The following is a 20,085-nucleotide window of genomic DNA, read 5'->3' as shown; positions in this document are numbered from 1 at the left end:
CCTTTCCGGTGACGCCCTCCCGAACTTCCACAAGTCGACACCCCGGACGCCAGTCTCGTATGCGTGTACGACATCGCAACGCGACAGCGGGCTCTCGCCCTTGTAGTCCAGGGCCGCAGCCTCAACGCCGTAAGCAAGCAGACCGGCATTTCCCGGTACGCGATCCGCTCCTGGCAGACCCGGATCGAGCCGATCTCCCGTAAGACGGAATGCCCGAGGTGCGATCCGGTACCACGACCGCCCGAAGCGGCCGAGGCATACGCGTACTTACTCGGCCTCTACCTCGGCGACGGCTGCATCAGCAGACAGCCACGACGGCGGGGGTATGCGCTCCGCATCGCGTGCGCCGACGCCTGGCCGGGGCTCATCGCGGCGTGCCGCGAGGCGATCAAGACGGTCCGCCCCATGAACAGCGTGTGCATCATCCAGCGCGAGGGCTGCGTCATGGTGACGAGCTACAGCCACCACTGGCCGTGCCTCTTCCCTCAGCACGGCCCCGGCAAGAAGCACGATCGGTCGATCGTTCTCGAGCCCTGGCAACAGCAGATCGTGGACGAGCACCCCTGGGAGTTCATCCGCGGACTGATCCACTCCGACGGATGCCGGATCACCAACTGGACGACCCGCATCGTCGGCGGCGAGCGCAAGCGCTACGAGTACCCGCGGTACTTCTTCACGAACATGTCCGCCGACATCCTGCGGCTCTACACGGACACCCTCGACAAGGTCGGCGTCGAATGGAAGCCCGCGCGGCAATCCCGTAAGGCGGAGAACATCTCCGTCGCCCGGCGCGCCTCCGTCGCCCTCATGGACCAACACATCGGGCCGAAGTACTGACAGGGACGGCAGTCAGTTCCTCGGCCCAGCGGGTTCAAGTGTGGTGCGGGTGGGGCTACTTCGGGGCGTCGTCCTCGCCGATGTGGTGGACGCGGACGAGGTTGGTGGAGCCGGGGACGCCGGGCGGGGAGCCGGCGGTGATGATGACGACGTCGCCCTTCTGGCAGCGGCCGATCTTCAGCAGCTGCTCGTCGACCTGGGCGACCATCTCGTCGGTGGAGTTGACGGTCGGGCCGAGGAAGGTCTCCACGCCCCAGCTGACGTTGAGCTGGGAGCGGGTGGCCGGGTCGGGGGTGAAGGCCAGGAGCGGGATCGGCGAGCGGTAGCGGGAGAGGCGGCGGACGGTGTCGCCGGACTGGGTGAAGGCGACGAGGAACTTGGCGCCGAGGAAGTCGCCCATGTCGGCGGCGGCGCGGGCGACGGCGCCGCCCTGGGTGCGGGGCTTGTTGGCCTCGGTGAGCGGCGGGAGGCCCTTGGCGAGGAGGTCTTCCTCGGCGGCCTCGACGATGCGGCTCATCGTCTTGACCGTTTCGGTGGGGTATTTGCCGACGCTGGTTTCGCCGGAGAGCATGACCGCGTCGGTGCCGTCGATCACGGCGTTGGCGACGTCGGAGGCTTCGGCGCGGGTGGGGCGGGAGTTGTCGATCATCGAGTCGAGCATCTGGGTGGCGACGATGACCGGCTTGGCGTTGCGCTTGGCGAGTTTGATGGCGCGCTTCTGGACGATCGGCACGGTTTCGAGGGGCATTTCGACGCCGAGGTCGCCGCGGGCGACCATGATGCCGTCGAAGGCGGCGACGATGTCGTCGATGTTGTCGACGGCCTGGGGCTTTTCGACCTTGGCGATGACGGGGAGGAAGCGCTCTTCTTCGCGCATGATGCGGTGGACGTCTTCGATGTCGCGGCCGCTGCGGACGAAGGAGAGGGCGATGATGTCGGCGCCGTAGCGCAGGGCCCAGCGGAGGTCGTCCTCGTCCTTTTCGGACAGGGCGGGGACGGAGACGGCGACGCCGGGGAGGTTGAGGCCCTTGTGGTCGGAGACCATGCCGCCTTCGATGACCTTGGTGTGGACGCGGGGGCCGGTGACTCCCGTGACCTCCAGGGTCACCTTGCCGTCGTCGACGAGGATGCGTTCGCCGGTGGTGACGTCGGCGGCGAGGCCGGGGTAGGTGGTCCCGCAGATGTGGCGGTCGCCTTCGGTGGACGGTTCGACGGTGATGACGAACTCGTCGTCGCGTTCGAGAAGTACGGGGCCTTCACGGAATCGGCCCAGGCGAATCTTCGGACCTTGAAGGTCGGCGAGGATGCCGACGCTGCGGCGGGTTTCTTCGGACGCTTTGCGGACCCGGTCGAATCGCGCCTCGTGGTCGGCGTAGGTGCCGTGGCTGAGGTTGAAGCGGGCGATGTCCATTCCGGCCTCGACGAGGGCTTTGATCTGCTCGTACGAGTCGGTGGCGGGTCCCAGTGTGCAGACGATCTTTGCTCGGCGCATGTTTCGACTCTATGACTTACCGGGCGGTAGGGAACTGTGAAGAAGTGACTGCTCAACGAGCGCTGAGTGAAAGGCTGTTGACAAGTATTGGAATGCGCGCGATGGCGCTCCGATGAGCAGATTTCCGCCCTCGCGCGGGGGCGTCTCACAGTGTGGTCACAGCGCGGGGCGGGTCATCGTGAAGCGCGCGTTGACATGGGCGTAGACGGTTTGGCGCTGGGGTTCGAGGTCGAGGGCGGGGGCGGATTCCTGGACGGGGGCGCCGCCGTAGCCGGCGAAGGCGCGCATGGCGGGGGCGGCGGGTGTGGAGTTCTCGGCGCCGAGGTCGGCGAGTTCGACGATGGCGTCGAGGCGGGCGCCGAGGGCTTCGGCGTATTCGCGGGCGCGCTGGACGGCTTCGCGTACGGCTTGGGTGCGGGCGTCGCGGTGGGCGGGTGAGTCGTGGCGCAGGGCCCACCAGGGGCCGTCGACGCGGGTGAGGTCGAGGTCGGCGAGGCGGGTGGTGAGTTCGCCGAGGGTGGTGAAGTCGTTGAGGGTGGCGGTGTGGGTGACGCGTCCGTGGTAGGCGCGGATGCGTTCGTGGCGGCCCTTTTCGGTGAGTTGGGGGGTGAGGCTGAAGGCGCCGGTTTCCAGCCTCTCGATGGCGTCGCCGTAGCTCTTGATGAGGGTGAGGGCCTGTTCGTTGCGGCGGGTGAGGTCGGCGAGGGCGGCGGTGCGGTCAGTGCCGCGGGCACTGACGGTGACGGTGATGCGGGCGATCTCGGGGTCGACTTCGAGGCGGGCTTCGCCGCGTACGGCGAGGCGGGGGGTGTCGGGGGTGCCGTAGGGCAGGGCGGTGGGGGTGGCGGGGGTGGTGTCGATGGGGGTGTCTTCGATGGGGGCGTCGTGCGTGGGGTCGGTCATGGGGGCTCCTTGGGGTGCGGGTGGGCGAAGGGTTGCATATCGCGGAGGGGTGGGGTGGGAGTTTGGGCCGGTGGGGGTACGGCGGCCGGGCGACGCGGACCACCATCCAAAGCCATGGGCATGACAATCCCTGCGGCTGAAGGGCGGCGGCGGTGCCGGGGAGGCACCCGCCGCCGTGGGTCAGTGGCGTGGGACGAGGGTGGAGCCCTGACGGGGGACGGTGCCGGCCCGGCCCGTGGCGGGCTGGGGAAGGCCGAAGGTGGTGAAGGCGGTGCGGGTGGGGAGGGGGTAGGGGGTGGCCTGAGTGAGGGAGTTGAGGATGGTGGCGCTGCGCCAGGCGGCGAGGCCCAGGTCGGGGGCGCCGACGCCGTGCGTGTGGGTTTCGGCGTTCTGGACGTAGAGGGAGCCGGTGACGCCGGGGTCGAGGACCAGGCGGTGGTCGGCGTCGATGCGGGGGCGCTCGCCGGCGTCGCGGCGTACGTAGGGGTCGAGGGCGGCGAGGAGGGTGTCCATGCGGCGTTCGCGGTAGCCGGTGGCGAGGACGACGGCGTCGGTGGTGAGGCGGGAGCGGGTGCCCTGCTGGGTGTGGTCGAGGTGGAGTTCGACCTTGGTGGTGCCGACGCGGCCGGCGGTGCGTACGGAGACGCCGGGGGTGAGGGTGGCGTCGGGCCATCCGCCGTCGAGGGTGCGGCGGTAGAGCTCGTCATGGATGGCGGCGAGGGTGTCGTGGTCGATGCCCTTGTGGAGCTGCCACTGGCGCGGGACGAGGTCGTCGCGGACGCGTTCGGGGAGGGCGTGGAAGTAGCGGGTGTAGTCGGGGGTGAAGTGTTCGAGGCCGAGTTTGCTGTATTCCATGGGGGCGAAGGCGGCGGTGCGGGCGAGCCAGTGGATGCCTTCGCGGCCGGTGGGGCGGGCGCGGAGCTGGTCGAGGAAGATTTCGGCGCCTGACTGGCCGGCGCCGATGACGGTGATGTGGTCGGCGGCGAGCAGTTGCTCGCGGTGGTCGAGGTAGTCGGCGGAGTGGATGACGGGGACGGCGGGGGCGTCGGCGAGCGGGCGGAGCGGGACGGGGATGTGGGGGGTGGTGCCGATGCCGAGGACGAGGTTGCGGGCGTAGGTGCGGCCGAGTGCTTCGGCTTCGCCTTCGGTGCCGAGTTGGGTGAAGTCGACCTCGAAGGCCTCGTGTTCGGGGTTCCAGCGCACGGCGTCGATCTGGTGGCCGAAGTGGAGGCTGGGGAGGTTCTCGCTGACCCAGCGGCAGTAGGCGTCGTATTCGGCGCGGTGGATGTGGAAGCGCTCGGCGAAGTAGAAGGGGAAGAGGCGTTGGCGGGTCTTGAGGTAGTTGAGGAAGCTCCAGGGGCTGGCGGGGTCGGCGAGGGTGACGAGGTCGGCGAGGAAGGGGACTTGGAGGGTGGCTCCGTCGATGAGCAGGCCGGGGTGCCAGCGGAAGGTGGGGCGCTGGTCGTAGAAGGCGGTGCGCAGTTGGGTGAGGGGGTGGGCGAGGGCGGCGAGCGAGAGGTTGAAGGGGCCGATGCCGATGCCGGCGAGGTCGAGGGGTTCCTCGGGGCTCGCGGTGTGGGTGGTGATGGGGGTTTCGGGAGCGGTGCTCATCGGGGGATGTGGCCTTCCACGAGTTTGAGGAGGGTGGTGAGGTCTCCGGTTTGGGTGTGGGGGTTGAGGAGGGTGGCCTTGAGCCAGAGGCCGGTGGGGGTGGTGGCTCGGCCCAGGACGGCTTGTCCGTCGGTGAGGAGGGTGCGGCGGATGGTGGCGAGGGTGGTGTCGTCGGCGTTGGTGGGGCGGAAGAGGACGGTGCTGAGGGTGGGGCGGGAGTGGAGTTCGTAGTGGGGGTGGGCCTCGATGAGGTCGGCGAGGGCCTGGGCGGCGGCGAGGGTGCGGTCGACGAGTTCGCCGAGGCCGTGGCGGCCGAGGGCTTTGAGGGTGACGGCGATTTTGAGGATGTCGGGGCGGCGGGTGGTGCGCAGTGAGCGGCTGAGGAGGTCGGGGAGGCCGGCTTCGGTGTCGTCGTCGGCGTTGAGGTAGTCGGCCTGGTGGGTGAGGGGGGCGAGGGTGGCGGGGTCGGGGACGGCCAGGAGACCGGCCGCGACGGGTTGCCAGCCGAGTTTGTGCAGGTCGAGGGCGACGGTGTGGGCGCGGGTGAGGCCTTCGAGGGCGGTGTGGTGGGTGTCGCTGAAGAGGAGGGGGCCGCCGTAGGCGGCGTCGATGTGGAAGCGGGCGCCGTGGTGTTCGGCGAGGTCGGCGAGGGCGGGGAGGGGGTCGATGGCGCCGGAGTCGGTGGTGCCCGCGGTGGCGGTGAGGAGGACCGGGCCGGTGTGTCCGGTGAGGTTGGCCAGGCAGGTGTGGACGGTGTCGGGGGCGAGGGTGCCGTCGGGGGTGGGGAGCGTGAGGGGCTGCGGCAGGCCGAGGAGCCAGGCGGAGCGGTGGATGGAGTGGTGGGCGTTGGCGCCGCAGACGATCTGGAGGGGGGCGTGGCCGGCGGCGGTCTCCCGGGCGAGGAGGATGCCGAGCTGGTTGGATTCGGTGCCGCCGGTGGTGACCAGGGCGTCGGGGGCGGTGGCCTGGGGGTAGACGAGCCGGGCGAGGGCGCGGCTGGTGAGGGCTTCGAGTGCGGAGGCGGCGGGGGCCTGGTCCCAGGAGTCCATCGAGGGGTTGAGGGCGCCGGCGGCGAGGTCCGCCGCGGTGGCGAGGGCCAGTGGCGGGCAGTGCAGATGGGCGGCGCAGTGGGGGTCGGCGGGGTCGGCGGCGCCGGCGGCGAGGGTGTGGACGAGGGTGCGCAGGGCGGCGTGCGGTCCGGTGCCGTGCTCGGGCAGCAGGGGGTGGCAGGCGTCGTGTACGGCGCGGGCGACGGCGTCGGGGCCGCCGGCCGGGAGGGGGCCGGCGCGGTCCTCGGCGCCGGTGGTGAGGGCGTCGAGGACGGTGTCGAGGAGGGGGCGCAGTGCGCGGGGGCCGTTGGTGCCGCCTGCGAGGGCGGTGCCGGCAGGGGGCACGGACATGGAGGCGCTCTTCCGTGAGGGGCGTTCGGGCTGCGCCGCGAAGGCCATCCGTTCGGACAGTCGTGAGGCGGCCCTAAGTTACTGCTCCGGTACGCTGCGCATCCAGCGCTTGCGGTCATACCACCCGAAAGTGGTACGGGTGTACCGCAGTGTTCGGGTGCCGCCGGCTGCCGGTCCGGCGGCACCCGCTGTGCGGGGGTGTGCGCTATGCGCCGCTGCCCGTCGCGGCGGCCCGTACCGCCAATGCGCGCCGCAGGTCGTCGAGTTGGTCGATGAGCTTGCGGCGGAGGGCGGGGGTCGGGTCGCCGTCGGCGAGGCAGCTCGAGCCGAGGCGGAGGGTGTCCTCCTCGACGACGACGGCGGGGAAGGCGTCGCGGCCGGCGGCGGCGGCGAGGGCCGGGCCGCGGGCGGCGGCGAGGGCGGGTACGTCGGCGAAGTAGCGGGCGACGTAGGGGCGGAGCAGGTCGTGGTGCTCGGGTGCCCAGAAGCCGGTGGCGGTGGCGGTGAAGAGGTAGTTGGACAGAACTGGTTTCCCGCCGGTCTCGTCGGTGGTGAACAGGGCGTCCCAGGCGGCCTGTTTGGCGGCGGGGTCGGGGAGGGCGGCGTGGCAGCGGGCGGCGCCCTCGCGGCCGGTGGCGCTGGGGTCGCGGGTGAGTTCGGCGTCGATGAGCGCGGGGGTGGTGGCGCCGAGGGTGGCGAGCCGGCCGAGGATGCGCCAGCGCAGTTCGGGGTCGAGGTGCGGGCCGCCGGGGACGCTGCCGTCGTCGAGCCAGTCCTGTATGCCTTCGGGGGTGGTGGCGCTGGAGATCAGGGCGCGGACGGCGACCAGCCGCAGTCCGGTGGCGGCGCCGTTCTCGGGGCCTTCGGTGCGGCGGAGTATGTCGCGGCTGAGGGCGGTGAGGGTGGTCAGGGCGGTGTGGCGCTCCTGGGCGGTCAGGTAGCGGTCGGCGATCTGGGTGCGGGCGAAGGCCAGGACGCCCTGGACGATGGCGAGGTCGGTCTCGTGCGGGAGGTGGGCGCGGGCGGCGTCGAGGTAGGCGGTGGGCGGCAGTTCGCCGTCGCGGACCATGTCGCGGGCGGCGTTCCACACGACGGCGCGGGTCAGCGGGTCGGGGAGGCCGGACAGGGCGGCGAGGGCGGTGTCCCAGGAGCGGGGGTCGAGCCGGACCTTGGCGTAGGTGAGGTCCTGGTCGTTGAGCAGGAGCAGGGCGGGGCGGCCGCCGGTGGCGCTGTGGTCGCCGGCGTGGGGCAGGTCCCAGGAGAGCGGGGCGCGCGGGAGGAGGCGGCCGGGGGTGTGCGGGTCGTGGTCGTAGAGGCCGACGGTGAGGTGGTGGGGGCGGGTGCCGTCGGCGCTTCCGGCTTGGTGGACGGTCAGGCTCCAGTGGCCGTCGGCGCCTTCGCGGACCTCGGGGGTGAGGGTGTCGACTCCGGTCGTGCGCAGCCAGCGCGCGGCCCAGGCGTGGACGTCGCGGTCGGTGGCACGGGCGAGGGAGTCGATGAAGTCGGCGAGGGTGGCGTTGCCGAAGCGGTGCCGGGCGAAGTGGTCGTTGATGCCGGTGAGGAAGTCCTTGTTGCCCATCCAGGCGACGAGCTGGCGCAGGGCGGAGGCGCCCTTGGCGTAGGAGATGCCGTCGAAGTTGAGGAGGGCGGAGGCGGTGTCGGGGACGTCCTCGGGGGTGGGGGCGACGGGGTGGGTGGAGGGGCGCTGGTCGGCGTCGTAGCCCCAGCCCTTGCGGGCGACGGCGAAGTCGGTCCAGGTGTCGGTGAAACGGGTCGCTTCGGCCAGGACCTGGTAGCCCATGTACTCGGCGAAGGACTCGTTGAGCCAGATGTCGTCCCACCACTGGAGGGTGACCAGGTCGCCGAACCACATGTGGGCCATCTCGTGGGAGATGACCATGCCGCGGGTCTGGCGCTCGGTGTCGGTGACGGCGGAGCGGAAGACGAACTCGTCGCGGAAGGTGACCAGGCCCGGGTTCTCCATGGCGCCGGCGTTGAATTCGGGGACGAAGGCCTGGTCGTAGGAGTCGAAGGGGTAGGGCTCCTCGAAGATCTCGTGGTAGCGGTCGAAGCAACGGCGGGTGAGGTCGAGGAGTTCCTCGGCGTCGGCGTCCAGGTGGGGCGCGAGGGAGCGGCGGCAGTGGATGCCGAAGGGCAGTCCGGCGTGTTCGGTGCGGACGGAGTGCCAGGGGCCGGCGGCGACGGCGACGAGGTAGGTGGAGATCAGCGGGGTGGGGGCGGCCTTCCAGCGGCCCTGGCCGAGGTGCTCGGTGATGCCGTTGGCCAGGACGCTCCAGCCTTCGGGTGCGGTGACGGTCAGCTCGAAGACGGCTTTGAGGTCGGGCTGGTCGAAGGCGGCGAAGACGCGCTGGACGTCGTCCATGAACAGCTGGGTGTAGACGTAGGCCTCGCCGTCGGCGGGGTCGGTGAAGCGGTGCATGCCCTCGCCGGTGCGGGAGTAGCGCATGGTGGCGTCCAGGCGCAGTTCGTGGTCCCCGGGGGTCAGGCCGGTGAGCGGGAGGCGGTTGTCGTCGAGGGCCTCGGGGTCGAGCGGGTGGCCGTCGAGGGTGGCGGAGCGCAGCTCGACGGGCTTGAGCTCGACGAAGGTGTCGCCGGCCGCTCGCGCGGTGAACTGGATCACCGTACGGGAGCCGAACCGCTCCTCACCGTGGGTGAGGTCGAGTTCGACGGCGTAGCGGTGGACGTCGATGAGTCGGGCTCGGGTCTGCGCCTCGTCGCGCTGCAGTGCGGGCATGGGGACATGCTGCCGTACGGCCGGTGGGCGGTGCACGGGGGTTTGGCGGGCTCTGGGCGGGGCTGAAGTGGTCGTGTCGCGCTGCGCTCGGTGGGGTCGCGTCGGGCGGGGTGTGTCGGTGTCGCGGGGGCCGGAGGGGCCGCACGGGGGTCCGTCCTCGGCGCGGGCGCATCTGGTACGCGGTGAAGTCACCCCGGCGTTCGCTCCGGTCCTGCGGGCGGACCCCCGTACGTCCCCTCCGGCCTACGTGTGTCCCGTCTGCGGCCCGGTGGCACGGTCCGACACCACACGCACCTGGCCGCAATCGTCACGTCGTCGCCGTGGTGAGCATCATCGGTACGGTCGGTCAGCCGCCCACGTGGACGGTCGGAGGGGATGCCCCGTGCCCCGCCCGCAGGACCGGAGCGGACGCCGGGGCGGGTTCTGCACGTACCAGAGGCGCCCGCGCCGAGGACGGGGTACGGGGTGTCCCCTCCGGCCCCCGCACAGCCATGCGAGCGCGCACCCGGGTTCAGCGCACCAGCGGCGGATCGTCGGGGTCGGGGATCTGCGTGGACCAGCCGCCGGGGACGGAGCGGACCTGGCGGTCGCGGAAGCGGACCGGGGCGGTGCCCACGCGGCGGGTGAACAGGCGGCTGAAGTAGGCGGGGTCGTCGTAGCCGATCCGGCGGGCCACCGCGGCGACGGGGAGGTCGGTGCCGATGAGGAGTTCCTTGGCCCGGCCGAGCCGGATGCCGAGGAGGTAGTCCTTGGGGCTGCAGCCGGCGCCGCGCCGTACGGCGGTGCGCAGTTCGGCGGGGGTCATACCGTGCCGGGCGGCGTGCTCGGCGACGGTGAGCGGCAGGAAGGCGTCCCGGGCCAGGGCGCCCAGGACGGGGTCGCCGTCGGCGTCGGTGTCGGCGCGGGCGCGGCGCAGGGCGACCAGGAGTTCGTGGACGGCGGCGGCGGTCTCCACCTCCAGCAGGGGGTTGCCGCGTCGCGCCGCGCGGGCGATGCGGCCGACCGCGGTCCGGGCCGGGCCGGTGTCGGCGAGTGGTACGAGGGGCCGGTCCGGCTCGATGTAGCCGAGTTCGGTGTAGGTCGCGGCGGCCGGTCCGGTGAAGTCGACGAAGCTCTCGTCCCAGCCGGTTTCGGCGTCGGCCCCGTAGTGGTGCGGTACGCCGGGGATGAGCCACAGCAGGGCGGGGGCGGTGACCGGCCGGCGGCGGCCGTCGGGGGCGGTGTACCAGCCGCGGCCGGCGCTGATGACGAGGGCGACGTGGTGGTCGAGGGTGCGCGGGCCGACCGTGGGCAGCGTGCCGTGCTGCAGGCCGACGCCCAGGCACACCAGGCCGAGCCGGTGGTGGACCGGGCTCGGGGTGAAGTACCGCATCCAGGTGTGGTACATGCCCGGACCTCCCGTCGTCTGGCACCTCTGCCGTGGTGGCGGAGTCCGCCGCCGCTCCGTCGAACCGTCCAACGAGGGCCGATCTTTGTCCATGGACCGCCGCGCCGCCAGAGGGTGAGGCTGACCGATGACGCGGCAGGACGACACAGGGGCGGGGTGGCGTGGCGCAATTCGCGGTGGGTGAGCGGGACTTCACGCTGGACGGGCGGCCGGTGCGGCTGCTGTCCGGGGCGTTGCACTACTTCCGGGTGCACGAGGGGCAGTGGGGCCATCGGCTGGCGATGCTGAGGGCGATGGGTCTGAACTGCGTGGAGACGTATGTGCCGTGGAACCTGCACGAGCCGCGGCCCGGTGAGTTCGCCGACCCCGAGGCGCTGGGCCGGTTCCTGGACGCGGCGCGGGCGGCGGGGCTGTGGGCGATCGTCCGCCCGGGGCCGTACATTTGCGCGGAGTGGGAGAACGGCGGGCTGCCGCACTGGCTGACCGGGTCGCTGGGCCGGCGGGTGCGGACGCGGGACGCGGCGTTTCTGCGGGCCGTGGACGCCTGGTTCGCGCGGCTGCTGCCGCAGGTCGTGGCGCGGCAGTGCACGGCGGCCCCGGGGGACGGCGGGCCGGGCGGCGGTCCGGTGGTCATGGTGCAGGTGGAGAACGAGTACGGCTCGTACGGCAGCGACGCCCGCTATCTGGCGCACCTTGTGGGGCGGCTGCGTGCGCTGGGGGTGCGGGTGCCGCTGTTCACCTCGGACGGGCCCGAGGAGCACATGCTCAGCGGCGGGTCGGTGCCCGGGGTGCTCGCCACCGTCAACTTCGGTTCGGGGGCGCGGGAGGCGTTCGCGGCGCTGCGGCGCCGTCAGCCGGACGGGCCGCTGATGTGCATGGAGTTCTGGTGCGGATGGTTCGCGCACTGGGGGCGGGCGGAGGTCCCGCGCGCTCCCAAGGACGCGGCGGCGGCGCTGCGCGAGGTCCTGGAGTGCGGTGCCTCGGTCAACATCTACATGGCGCACGGCGGCACCAGCTTCGGCGGGTGGGCGGGGGCCAACCGCGCGGGTGAGCTGCACGACGGGGAGCTGCGGGCGACCGTCACGTCGTACGACTACGGGGCGCCGGTCGATGAACGGGGGCGTCCGACGGAGAAGTTCTGGCGCTTTCGGGAGGTGCTCGCCCAGTGGGCGGACGGGCCGCTGCCCGAGGTGCCCCAGCCGCCGCCGGGGCTGGCGGCTCCGGCGGAGGTGGTGGTGGAGCGGTGGGCGCCGGCCGAGGAGGTGATGGCGGCGCTGGGCGGCGACGAGGTCGAGGGGGCCGTCCCGGCGACGTTCGAGGAGCTGGGTGTGGACCGGGGGCTGGTCCGCTACCGGGTGGCGGTGCCGGGGCCGCGGGGCCGCTGGCCGCTGCGGGTGAGCGGGCTGCGGGACCGGGCGGTGGTGTACGTCGACGGTGAGCGCCGGGCGGTGGTGGACACCGAGGACGCGGTGGTCGGGGAGGTGGCGGGGCCGGCGTCGGTGGAGTTGTGGGTGGCGTCGCTGGGGCGGGTCAATTACGGGCCGCGGCTGGCCGAGTCCAAGGGGATCGTGGGCGGGGTGCTGCACGAGCGGCAGTATCTGCACGGCGTACGGTCGCGGGGGCTGCGGCTGGACGCGCTGGAGGAGGCCGGGGCGCTGGCGAGGGTCCCGTTCCGGGGGGTGGCGGGGGCCGGCGGGGATCCGGGGCTGTACCGGGGGACGGTGACGGTGGCCGGGCGGGCCGGGGACGCCGATCTGGTGCTGCCGGGCTGGAGCCACGGGATCGCCTGGATCAACGGGTTCTGCCTGGGCCGCTACCGTTCCGTGGGGCCGCAGCGCGCCCTGTTCGTGCCGGGCCCGGTGCTGCGCGAGGGCCGCAACGAGCTGCTGCTGTGGGAGTGGGAGGGCGCCCCGGCCCTCGTGGGGGAAGGGGCGGGGGCGCCCGGTCTGGGGCCCTGCGCGGCGCAGGGCTGAGGGGGCCGTGGGGGCGCACCGACCCGCCCCCACGGCCTACACCTCGCGCACCTCGAACGCGTCGAGGACGAACTCCGCCGTGCCGTCGTCGCCGGTCTTGCGCAGTCCGACCCAGGCCTCGCCGCGGTCGGGTGCGGTGAACTCGTAGGTGTGGGTGGTGGGTCGGGTGGCGACGGGCAGGGGGCTGCGGGTCAGTTCGCGGGGTGCGGGCTCGTCGACGGCGGTGATCCAGGCGTACTGGCCGGCGGTCTCGTTCGCGTAGCGGAAGGTGACCCGGTAGCGGCGGCCGGCGGTGAAGCGGACGGTGTGCGGGACGGTCCGGTAGACCAGGCCGGTGTTCTCGCCGCGCGACTTGAGCGACTGGTGGCCGTCGACGACGTCGTCGACCGCCTTGCCGTTCCAGCCGCGCTGGGTGAACGGGGCGTGCCGCTGGGCGATATGGGTGCGGGGGTCGGTGCTGCCGCCCGCGTCGCCCTTGACGAAGACTCCCCAGCCCTGGGGGACGTGCTCGAAGTCCTCGTGGACCAGGGCGTCTGTCTGGGCGGTGGGTTCGGCGGGGACGACGCGGACGTTGTCGAACCGGACCCGGGCCCGGCCCGCCGCGGCGGTGAGGGCGAGGGTGACCGGGCCGCCGCCCTCGGGGACGGTGAAGCGGGTGAAGAGGCGCTGGAAGCGGGTGCCGGACTTGCGGTCGGCCGCCACGTGGTTGCCGGCGGTGGAGGTGTCGGTCCAGTTGGTGGCGGTGACGCCGTCGGCGGTGCGGACCTCCAGGGCGGCCCGCCGCCGCTCCCCCGGCTTCGCGCCGACCTCGATCTGCACGGAGGCGGCGTAGGTGCCGGGGGCGAGCCGGGTGAGTTTCTGGGCGACGGTGGCGGCGCCGCCCGCGTCGACGACCAGCTCGTAGTCGCCCAGGTCGGTGCGCCGCACCGAGGCCGGGCCGGTGGTCTGCCAGGCGTCGAGGTTTCCGGAGTGGAAGCCGGGGTCGGTCAGCGCGGTGCCCTCGCCCCAGTCGGGGCCGCCCTGGGCGGGGGCCCGGTCGCGGTGGACGACGTAGGCGACGCCGGGCTGCGCGGTGAGGGTGATCCGGCCGCCGGTGACGGGGATCGGGGTCTCCTGGGTGCGGCCCTGGTCGGTGAGCCGGTAGGCGTACACGGTGGTGGCCGACGACCAGCCGCGGGGCAGGGCCCAACTGGTGGTGCCGCCGCGGGGGTTGTAGTGGTAGAGCTTGCCGGGGTCGGTGGCGCGGCGGGGCTCCCAGGGCAGCAGGTAGGTGCCGCCGTCGTAGACCAGGCGGCCGTCGGTGGTGATCTTGCGGGTGCCTGCGGCGTCGCTGACCGAGGTCCGGGTGGGGCCCTCGAAGGTGATCTCGTGGGCTCCCCAGGTCTTGATGGGGTACGCCTGGAGGTACTTGGCGGGCAGCGCCTCGGTCCAGATGATCGTGTGGAAGGCGTGCCAGTCGGTCTTGCCGACCCAGCCCTCGAAGTTGCCCATCCGGCCGATGCCCAGCAGTGTGGGCCACTTGTCGGCGAAGACGTCCTTGTGGTGGTTGCGCAGGAAGCGGATCAGCTGGGAGTTGATGCCGCGGGAGGTGTCGGGGCCGTAGTCGGTCTCGGTGGCCCAGTGCGACCACAGGGCGGAGCGTTCCAGGCCGTGGCCCCATTCGGTGGTGACGTGCCATCCCTGGTCGCGCAGATGGCGCTGGAGGCGGTCGGAGTTCCAGCCGGATTCGCGGAAGACGTCGAGGTAGAGGGTGTTGAGCGCCGGGTCGGTCTCCTGGCGCAGTTGCGCGAAGCGCCGGGCGATGTCGCCGGAGACCAGGTCGCGGCGGGCGTCGATGCGGTAGGACTGGTCGAGCCAGTCCCACTGTTTGTCGTCCTTGTCCACCAGCGTCTCGGAGAAGGCGTGCGCGACGGGGTAGGACTCGGTGGCGTTGACGTGCACCGCGAAGTCGCTGTTCCACTTCTTGCCGGCGCGGACCAGGGCGTTGAGGTCGGCGAGGCCGCCGGCCCGCTCGTTGTAGTTGCCGCCGTAGTCGGGGTGCGCGGAGTCGTGGCCTTCGGACTGGTAGCCCTTGAGGAGGGTGAACTGCCGCAGTCCGTCGGTGGCCAGCGCGATCCGTTTGACGTTGTCGAGGGTGGCGAGGAACGGGTTGGTGGCCTGGCTGGCGAAGTTGAACGGGATGTGCGCGACCACCCGCAGGTGCTGTTCGTCGGCGCCCAGCGGCACGACCATGATGTCGCGCAGCGCGATGGCGGCGTCCTGCCAGTCGGTGCGGCCGTCGCCGTTGCGGTCGCGGGTGACGATGACGGTGGCCTGCGGCAGCGGATCGGTGGCGGCCACGGCCTGCCCGGCCGCCCGGTGGGTCCACTGGCCGGGGACCAGTTGCGCCTTGACGAAGCCGTCGCCCTTGAGGGTCTGCCGCGTCAGCCGGCCGTTCTCCCAGGCGGTGGCGCCGGTGGGGGTGTCGTGGACGGTGTTGGTCTCGACGGCGGCGGCCAGCTGGTCGGTGGCGACGACGGCGTAGGCGCAGCCGGTGGGTGCGGCCTCGGCGGGGGTGGTGTCGGAGACCTGGATCAGGGTGTCGCCGCTCTTGGCCTTGTCCAGTTCGATGCGGGCGGCCAGCAGGGCGGCTCCGGGCTGGTCGCTGCGGACGCTGAGCAGGGCGAGGCCAGGGATCTCCAGGGTGCCGACGCGCAGCGCGGGGGTGTCGGTGACCTCGGTGACGCGCCAGGTGGTCCGCCATCCCTGGACGGCGATCTCGACGGTGATCTCGGTGCCGCCGTCGAAGGTGAGGGTGTAGGTGGCGCGGTCGGCGCGGGCCTGGTGGGTGACGTGGGGGGTGCGGGCGGTGCCGTCGACGAGGACCTGGGTGAGGGCGGTCTCCTGGCCGTGCAGCACGGCGCCGGTGCCGCGGTCGGTGTAGGAGACGATGCGCGGGAAGGCGGTGTCGACCCGGACCTCCAGTGCGTCGGACCGCAGCACCCGCTCGCCCGCGCGGGGTGCGGCCGCGGCGGGGGACGCGCCGAGCGGCAGGGCGCCGGCGACCGAGGCGAGCGCGGTGGCGGCGACGAGCTTTCTGCGGCTGGGCCCGCGCGGGGCACCTGTCTGTGGGTTCACGCGCGCTGTCCTCCCCTTCGGGCGTGCACTGGCTGTCGGCGGACAGCGTGCTGCCGGGGCGGGGGGTGCGCCTATGGACAAAGGAGGGGCAGGTGTTGGACAGATGTCGCCGCCGGGGGTCAGGCGGGCCGGTCGCCGTCCAGGGGCAGTGCGGCGATCAGCTCCCAGCCGCCCTCCGCGGCGGGGCCCGCGGCGAGCCGGCCGCCCATCGCCTCGGCCCGTTCGGTCAGTCCGGCCAGCCCGAAGCCTCCGCCGCGGGCCTGTTCGCAGAGCCGGGCCGGGGTGCCGCCGTCGTTGGCGACGCGCAGTTCCACGCCGCCGGCGACCGGCCGCAGCCCGATCCGTACCGCCGTGGCGTCCGCCGCGTGCTTGCGGACGTTGGTCAGTGCCTCGCGCACGATGCGGTGGACCGCCGCGGCCACGTCGGCGGGCAGGGCGTCGGCGGCGCGCCGGTCCACGCAGAGCACGACCGGCGGGCCGGTGCGGGCGAAGGCGTCGGTCAGCGCGCGGACCTCGGCGAGCCCGGCGACGGGCCGGGTCTGCGCGCCGGGCTCGCGCAGCACCCGCACCAGCCGGCGCATCGCGCCCAGCGCCTCGCCGCCGGAGGTCTCGATCCGTTCGAAGGCGGCGCCCGCCGGCGTCCCGTCGAGGGCGGTGAAGCGGGCGGCGCGGGCCTGGACGACGATGCCGGTGACGTGGTGGGCGACCAGGTCGTGCAGTTCCCGGGCCAGTTCCAGGCGCTCGGCGGCCCGTACGGCCGCCAGGTCGCGCAGCCGCTGGGCGTCCTGGAGGCGCAGGATCATCGAGTAGGCGGCGACGACCACGGTGAGCACGCCGTAGACGACGGTGAAGACGCCCAGCCGGATGTCGCGCATCGGGGCGAGGACGCAGGACAGGCCGAGCATCGGGCCGAGGAGGGCGGCGGTGCGGCCGGGGGCGCGGTGGACCACGGCGGTCAGCAGGACCAGCAGCGCGATCCCCTCCCCCAGGCCCCACGCCTTCAGGGCGTGCTGCCCGGCGATCAGCACCGCCGAGGCGGTCAGCGAGACGGCGGCCGCCGTCCAGGCCCGTACTGTCGGCGGGATCCGGGCGAACGGCACCGCGCACAGGCAGACGACGACGGCGGTGGCCACGACGATGGCGTGCGGGCGGGTGGGCTGGCGGGCCAGCACCACGGTCTCCACACCGACCAGGAACAGCAGTACCGCCGCCAGGACGGCCTTGGCGGCGACGGCGCGCCCGGGGTGGCTGCGGGCCCAGCCCGACATCGGGCTCATCTGCGTCTCCCGCGGTGCTCGCTCATGTGCTCCCCGCGGTCAGCCCGCTCTCCCAGGCCCACGCGGCGATCTCCACGCGGTTGCGGGCGGCCAGCTTCGTCTGTACGTGCGCCAGGTGGGATTTGACCGTGGACAGCGAGACGTACAGCCGGTCGGCGATCTCGGCGTTGGTCCGGCCGCGTGCCAGTTCCCGTACGACGTCCACTTCGCGCTCGGTGAGTGGTTCGGCGGGGGTGCGGGCCGGCGCGCCGCGGCCGGTGGCGGGGGCCAGTTCGCGCAGCAGCCGGACGGTGATCGCGGGCGAGACGAGACAGTCGCCGACGGCGGTGGCCCGTACGGCCTCCACGAGCAGGGCGGGGCTGGCGTCCTTGAGCAGGAAGCCGGAGGCGCCGCCGTGCAGCGCGGTGTGCACGTAGGCGTCCAGGTCGAAGGTGGTGACGATGACGATCCGGGGCCGCCCGCCGTACTCGGGGTGGGCGGCGGCGCGCTCGGTGAGCCGGCGGGTGACCTCCAGGCCGTCGGTCCCGGGCATCCGGATGTCCAGCAGCAGTACGTCGGGGCGCAGCCGGTCGACGGCTTCGAGGGCGGCCTCGCCGTCGACGACGTCGTCGAGGACCTCGATGTCGTCCCGGCTCTCCAGGATCATCCGGAACCCGGTGCGGACCATCTCCTGGTCGTCCGCGACGACCACGCTGATCGGCATCGCTCGCCTCCTCCTTCCCTCCTCGGCGGCCTAGGGTCTGTCCGGTGGGTCAGGGTCGGATGGGCCGCGGCGTCTGGTGCGGTGCATCGCAAGGCGCCGGAGCGTCTCGATAGCGGAGCTCTCGGGACGTTTCGGCAACGCCGCGAGGTGCCGTGCCAGACGCCGCGGACCCGGCCATGACCCACCGGACAGACCCTAGGGGGCGTCCGCCCCTGATCCGTCGGACGGGCCCTGGTCCAGGACGGTGCGGGCGGGGCCGTCGGCGGTCGACTCCGATGCGACGGGGCCGTGGCGGTGGCCGCCCAGCAGGACGTAGGCCAGGGCCGCGGCGCAGGCGGCGAGGAGCAGGACGGCGGCGACCGTCACGCGGTGGTCGCGGTCGCGCGCCGGGGGCCGGGTGCGGGGCTCGGTGGACATGCCGTCCACGCTAGGGAGGGGCACGCGGGTGCGGCCATGGGCCCTAGGACCGTCGCCGGCGCCACAGGGCCCGGCCGGAGGGGTGAGTTTGGTCCCCGGCGCGGGCGGACCAAGGTCCCGCGGGCGCGGGACCAAAGTCCCGGACCGGGGTCGGGCACGCGGACACACCACGGCCCGGGGAGCCGCTGCTCCCCGGGCCGTGGTGTGCGTGGGTGGTGCGGTCAGCCGCCGAGCTCGCCCGCGGCCTTCTTGATGTCCGCGGCGAAGGTGCTCACCTCGCTGTAGACACCGGGCTTGCCGGGCCGTGCGCAGCCCTCGCCCCAGGAGACGATGCCGACCTGGAGCCACTCGCCGGCGTCGTCCTTGCGGAACATCGGGCCGCCGGAGTCGCCCTGGCAGGTGTCGATGCCGCCGGTGTCCAGCTTGCCGGCACAGATCTCGTCGCCGGGCGTGAGCTGGTCGCCGTAGGCCTTCTGGCAGGTGGCGTCGTCCACGAACGGCACGGTCGCCTTGAGGAGGTAGCGCTGCTGGTCGCCGCCCTCCTTGTCGGCGCCCCAGCCGGCGATCTCGAAGTCGCCGTTGTTGAGCTTGTCGTTCTCGGCGATCTTCAGGGTCGGCAGGTCGATCGGCTTGGCGAGCTTGATCAGTGCCCAGTCCTTGCCCTTGCCGTTGTAGCCGGGGGCCTGGAGGACCTTGGTGGAGTTCACCTTGACGGCGCTGGAGTCCTCCAGGTCGACCACACCCGCGGTGGCGGTGATGGAGGTGTTGTCGCCGCTGCCGTCGACGCAGTGCGCCGCGGTGAGCACGATGTCCTTGGCGTAGAGGGCGCCGCCGCAGCCCATCGACAGCCGGACCATGAAGGGGTATTCACCCTGTTCGGCCTTGGTGCCGCCGACGACCTTGGTGTGGGACCCGGACGGGTCGGGGGCGGGGGCCGCGGAGGCCGAGCCGGGCTGGAGGCTGAAGGCGGCCAGGGCGATCGCGCCGACGGCGGTGGTTCTCTTGAGGAGCTTCCGGTAGCTGCGCAACGGGCTTCCTTTCGTGGGGGGTTGCACGTCGCTGACGAGCCCATGCCAACACCGGAGCCGGAACGTACCCGCCGAAAAGGTGCGTGGAGGACGGCGGCACGCCGTAAGGCGTCCGGACCCAGTGGGGGATGAGTCCGTGAAGCGCCCTTGGATTATGTGGAGTGGGCGATCAGGGTGACAAGGGTGCGCATCCAGCCAACTCCCTTACTACCCACGCCCCGTACGGTCCATACCGGACGAACCAGGACAGTCGTAGAGTGGGCCGGGTGACCACGGGTGGCAGCGGTATCGAGCACGGATTCCCTCATCTCGACACGGTGCGTGCGGCCGTCCACGCCGTGTTCAAACGCCTGTCGTACGACACGGTGAGCACCTTCGCCACCAGCGTGCTTCCGGTCGACGTCGCCTTCGACGACACCGAGGACCTGTACCTGGGCGCACAGCGCGTCGCGCACGCCCTGGTGCGGCAGCTGCGGCTGCCGGACGCGCGGATGGTGGTCGGCTTCCGCGAGATGGAACACGCCGCGAACGTCGAACTCACCGCGGGACCCGAGTACTTCATCGAGCTGAACGACCGCTTCAAGAAGCACCGCCGGGACATCGGCGCCGCGCTGGCCCATGAGGTGATGCATGTCTACCTGCACCGCCTGGACCTGTCGTTCCCCGGCACCCGCGACAACGAGATCCTCACCGACACCGCGGCCGCCTACCTCGGCACCGGCTGGCTGCTGCTGGACGCCTACCGCGAGCACGGCCCGTTCTCCCAGAAGCTCGGCTATCTGACGCCGGAGGAGTTCGGCTATGTCCTCGCCAAGCGGGCGGAGTTCTTCGGTGAGGACCCGGCACCGTGGTTCACCAGCCCGCAGGCCTGCGACGCGTACGCGGCGGGCGCGGCGCGGGCCCGCCAGGACGCGCGCCGGCCGCCGCTCGCCGGCGCCGGATGGGCCGCCCGGCTCCGCTACGCCAAGGACCGCCGGGCGGCGCGGGATCCGCGGCGCGCCGACCGCCCGCCGGGCCCGGACGACGGCTACGCCTTCGAGGGGCCGACGCCGCTGCGGGTGTCGTTCCGCTGCCCGGTGTGCGATCAACGGATCCGGGTCCCGGTGCGCGGACGGCTCCAGGCGCGCTGCGGACTGTGCAAGTCCCTGCTGGACTGCGACACATGAGCGGGCGCCGGCCCGTGGC

14 protein-coding genes are annotated in these 20,085 nt (G+C 72.8%); 3 read left to right on the top strand and 11 right to left on the bottom strand.

Going from position 1 to position 20,085, the window contains the following annotated elements; all coding sequences use genetic code 11:
- Positions 1-63: 63 nt before the first annotated feature.
- Positions 64-837, top strand: coding sequence for a transcriptional regulator (locus tag ACFWZH_RS29275; RefSeq protein WP_384437708.1), 774 nt, complete (start codon positions 64-66; stop codon positions 835-837).
- A 55-nt stretch (positions 838-892) separates the two neighbouring features.
- Here ACFWZH_RS29275 and pyk read toward each other — a convergent pair whose 3' ends face one another.
- The 6 genes from pyk to ACFWZH_RS29245 all read right to left on the bottom strand — a co-directional run bounded on the left by pyk (position 893) and on the right by ACFWZH_RS29245 (position 10,385).
- Entirely contained in the window at positions 893-2,329 is a 1,437-nt protein-coding gene (gene pyk / locus ACFWZH_RS29270; protein WP_384437705.1) for a pyruvate kinase, read from the bottom strand.
- Between the two features lie 156 nt (positions 2,330-2,485).
- Positions 2,486-3,232, bottom strand: coding sequence for an SIMPL domain-containing protein (locus ACFWZH_RS29265; RefSeq protein ID WP_384437702.1), 747 nt, complete (start codon positions 3,230-3,232; stop codon positions 2,486-2,488).
- A 180-nt stretch (positions 3,233-3,412) separates the two neighbouring features.
- The gene (locus tag ACFWZH_RS29260) at positions 3,413-4,843 is read right to left on the bottom strand and encodes a lysine N(6)-hydroxylase/L-ornithine N(5)-oxygenase family protein (RefSeq protein ID WP_384437699.1); all 1,431 of its coding nucleotides are present in this window, start codon (positions 4,841-4,843) and stop codon (positions 3,413-3,415) included.
- Positions 4,840-6,243 carry a pyridoxal phosphate-dependent decarboxylase family protein gene (locus ACFWZH_RS29255; protein WP_384437697.1) on the bottom strand — a complete coding sequence of 468 codons (1,404 nt, stop codon included), beginning with the start codon at positions 6,241-6,243 and terminating at the stop codon, positions 4,840-4,842. The genes ACFWZH_RS29260 and ACFWZH_RS29255 overlap by 4 nt, the downstream gene beginning before the upstream one ends.
- Positions 6,244-6,448: 205 nt before the next feature.
- Positions 6,449-8,998 (bottom strand): aminopeptidase N, encoded by a 2,550-nt coding sequence (gene pepN / locus ACFWZH_RS29250; RefSeq protein WP_384437694.1) that lies wholly within the window; start codon positions 8,996-8,998, stop codon positions 6,449-6,451.
- Positions 8,999-9,509: 511 nt separating this feature from the next.
- Positions 9,510-10,385, bottom strand: a complete 876-nt coding sequence (locus tag ACFWZH_RS29245; protein WP_384437691.1) for a helix-turn-helix domain-containing protein — start codon at positions 10,383-10,385, stop codon at positions 9,510-9,512.
- 161 nt (positions 10,386-10,546) lie between these two features.
- Here ACFWZH_RS29245 and ACFWZH_RS29240 point away from each other — a divergent pair, with 161 nt between their 5' ends.
- Positions 10,547-12,358, top strand: coding sequence for a beta-galactosidase (locus ACFWZH_RS29240; protein ID WP_384437688.1), 1,812 nt, complete (start codon positions 10,547-10,549; stop codon positions 12,356-12,358).
- Positions 12,359-12,394: 36 nt separating this feature from the next.
- On the opposite strand, the gene ACFWZH_RS29235 is transcribed toward ACFWZH_RS29240, so the two are convergent.
- From ACFWZH_RS29235 to ACFWZH_RS29215, 5 genes are all read right to left on the bottom strand, one after another.
- On the bottom strand, positions 12,395-15,475 hold the full coding sequence (locus ACFWZH_RS29235) for an endo-alpha-N-acetylgalactosaminidase family protein (RefSeq protein ID WP_384437685.1): 3,081 nt from the start codon (positions 15,473-15,475) through the stop codon (positions 12,395-12,397).
- Between the two features lie 119 nt (positions 15,476-15,594).
- Positions 15,595-16,743, bottom strand: a complete 1,149-nt coding sequence (locus ACFWZH_RS29230; RefSeq protein WP_384437793.1) for a sensor histidine kinase — start codon at positions 16,741-16,743, stop codon at positions 15,595-15,597.
- Between the two features lie 31 nt (positions 16,744-16,774).
- Entirely contained in the window at positions 16,775-17,455 is a 681-nt protein-coding gene (locus tag ACFWZH_RS29225; protein ID WP_384437682.1) for a response regulator, read from the bottom strand.
- A gap of 195 nt (positions 17,456-17,650) precedes the next feature.
- Entirely contained in the window at positions 17,651-17,872 is a 222-nt protein-coding gene (locus ACFWZH_RS29220; RefSeq protein WP_384437679.1) for a hypothetical protein, read from the bottom strand.
- Positions 17,873-18,093: 221 nt separating this feature from the next.
- On the bottom strand, positions 18,094-18,900 hold the full coding sequence (locus ACFWZH_RS29215; protein ID WP_384437676.1) for a S1 family peptidase: 807 nt from the start codon (positions 18,898-18,900) through the stop codon (positions 18,094-18,096).
- Positions 18,901-19,166: 266 nt separating this feature from the next.
- Here ACFWZH_RS29215 and ACFWZH_RS29210 point away from each other — a divergent pair, with 266 nt between their 5' ends.
- The gene (locus ACFWZH_RS29210; RefSeq protein ID WP_384437673.1) at positions 19,167-20,066 is read left to right on the top strand and encodes a hypothetical protein; all 900 of its coding nucleotides are present in this window, start codon (positions 19,167-19,169) and stop codon (positions 20,064-20,066) included.
- Positions 20,067-20,085 lie beyond the last annotated feature (19 nt).

It is taken from the genome of Streptomyces sp. NPDC059008, from assembly GCF_042749045.1.
Taxonomy (GTDB): Bacteria; Actinomycetota; Actinomycetes; order Streptomycetales; family Streptomycetaceae; genus Streptomyces.
The sequence above is the reverse complement of the archived record's forward strand: the minus strand, read 5'-3'. Positions and strand labels throughout refer to the sequence as shown.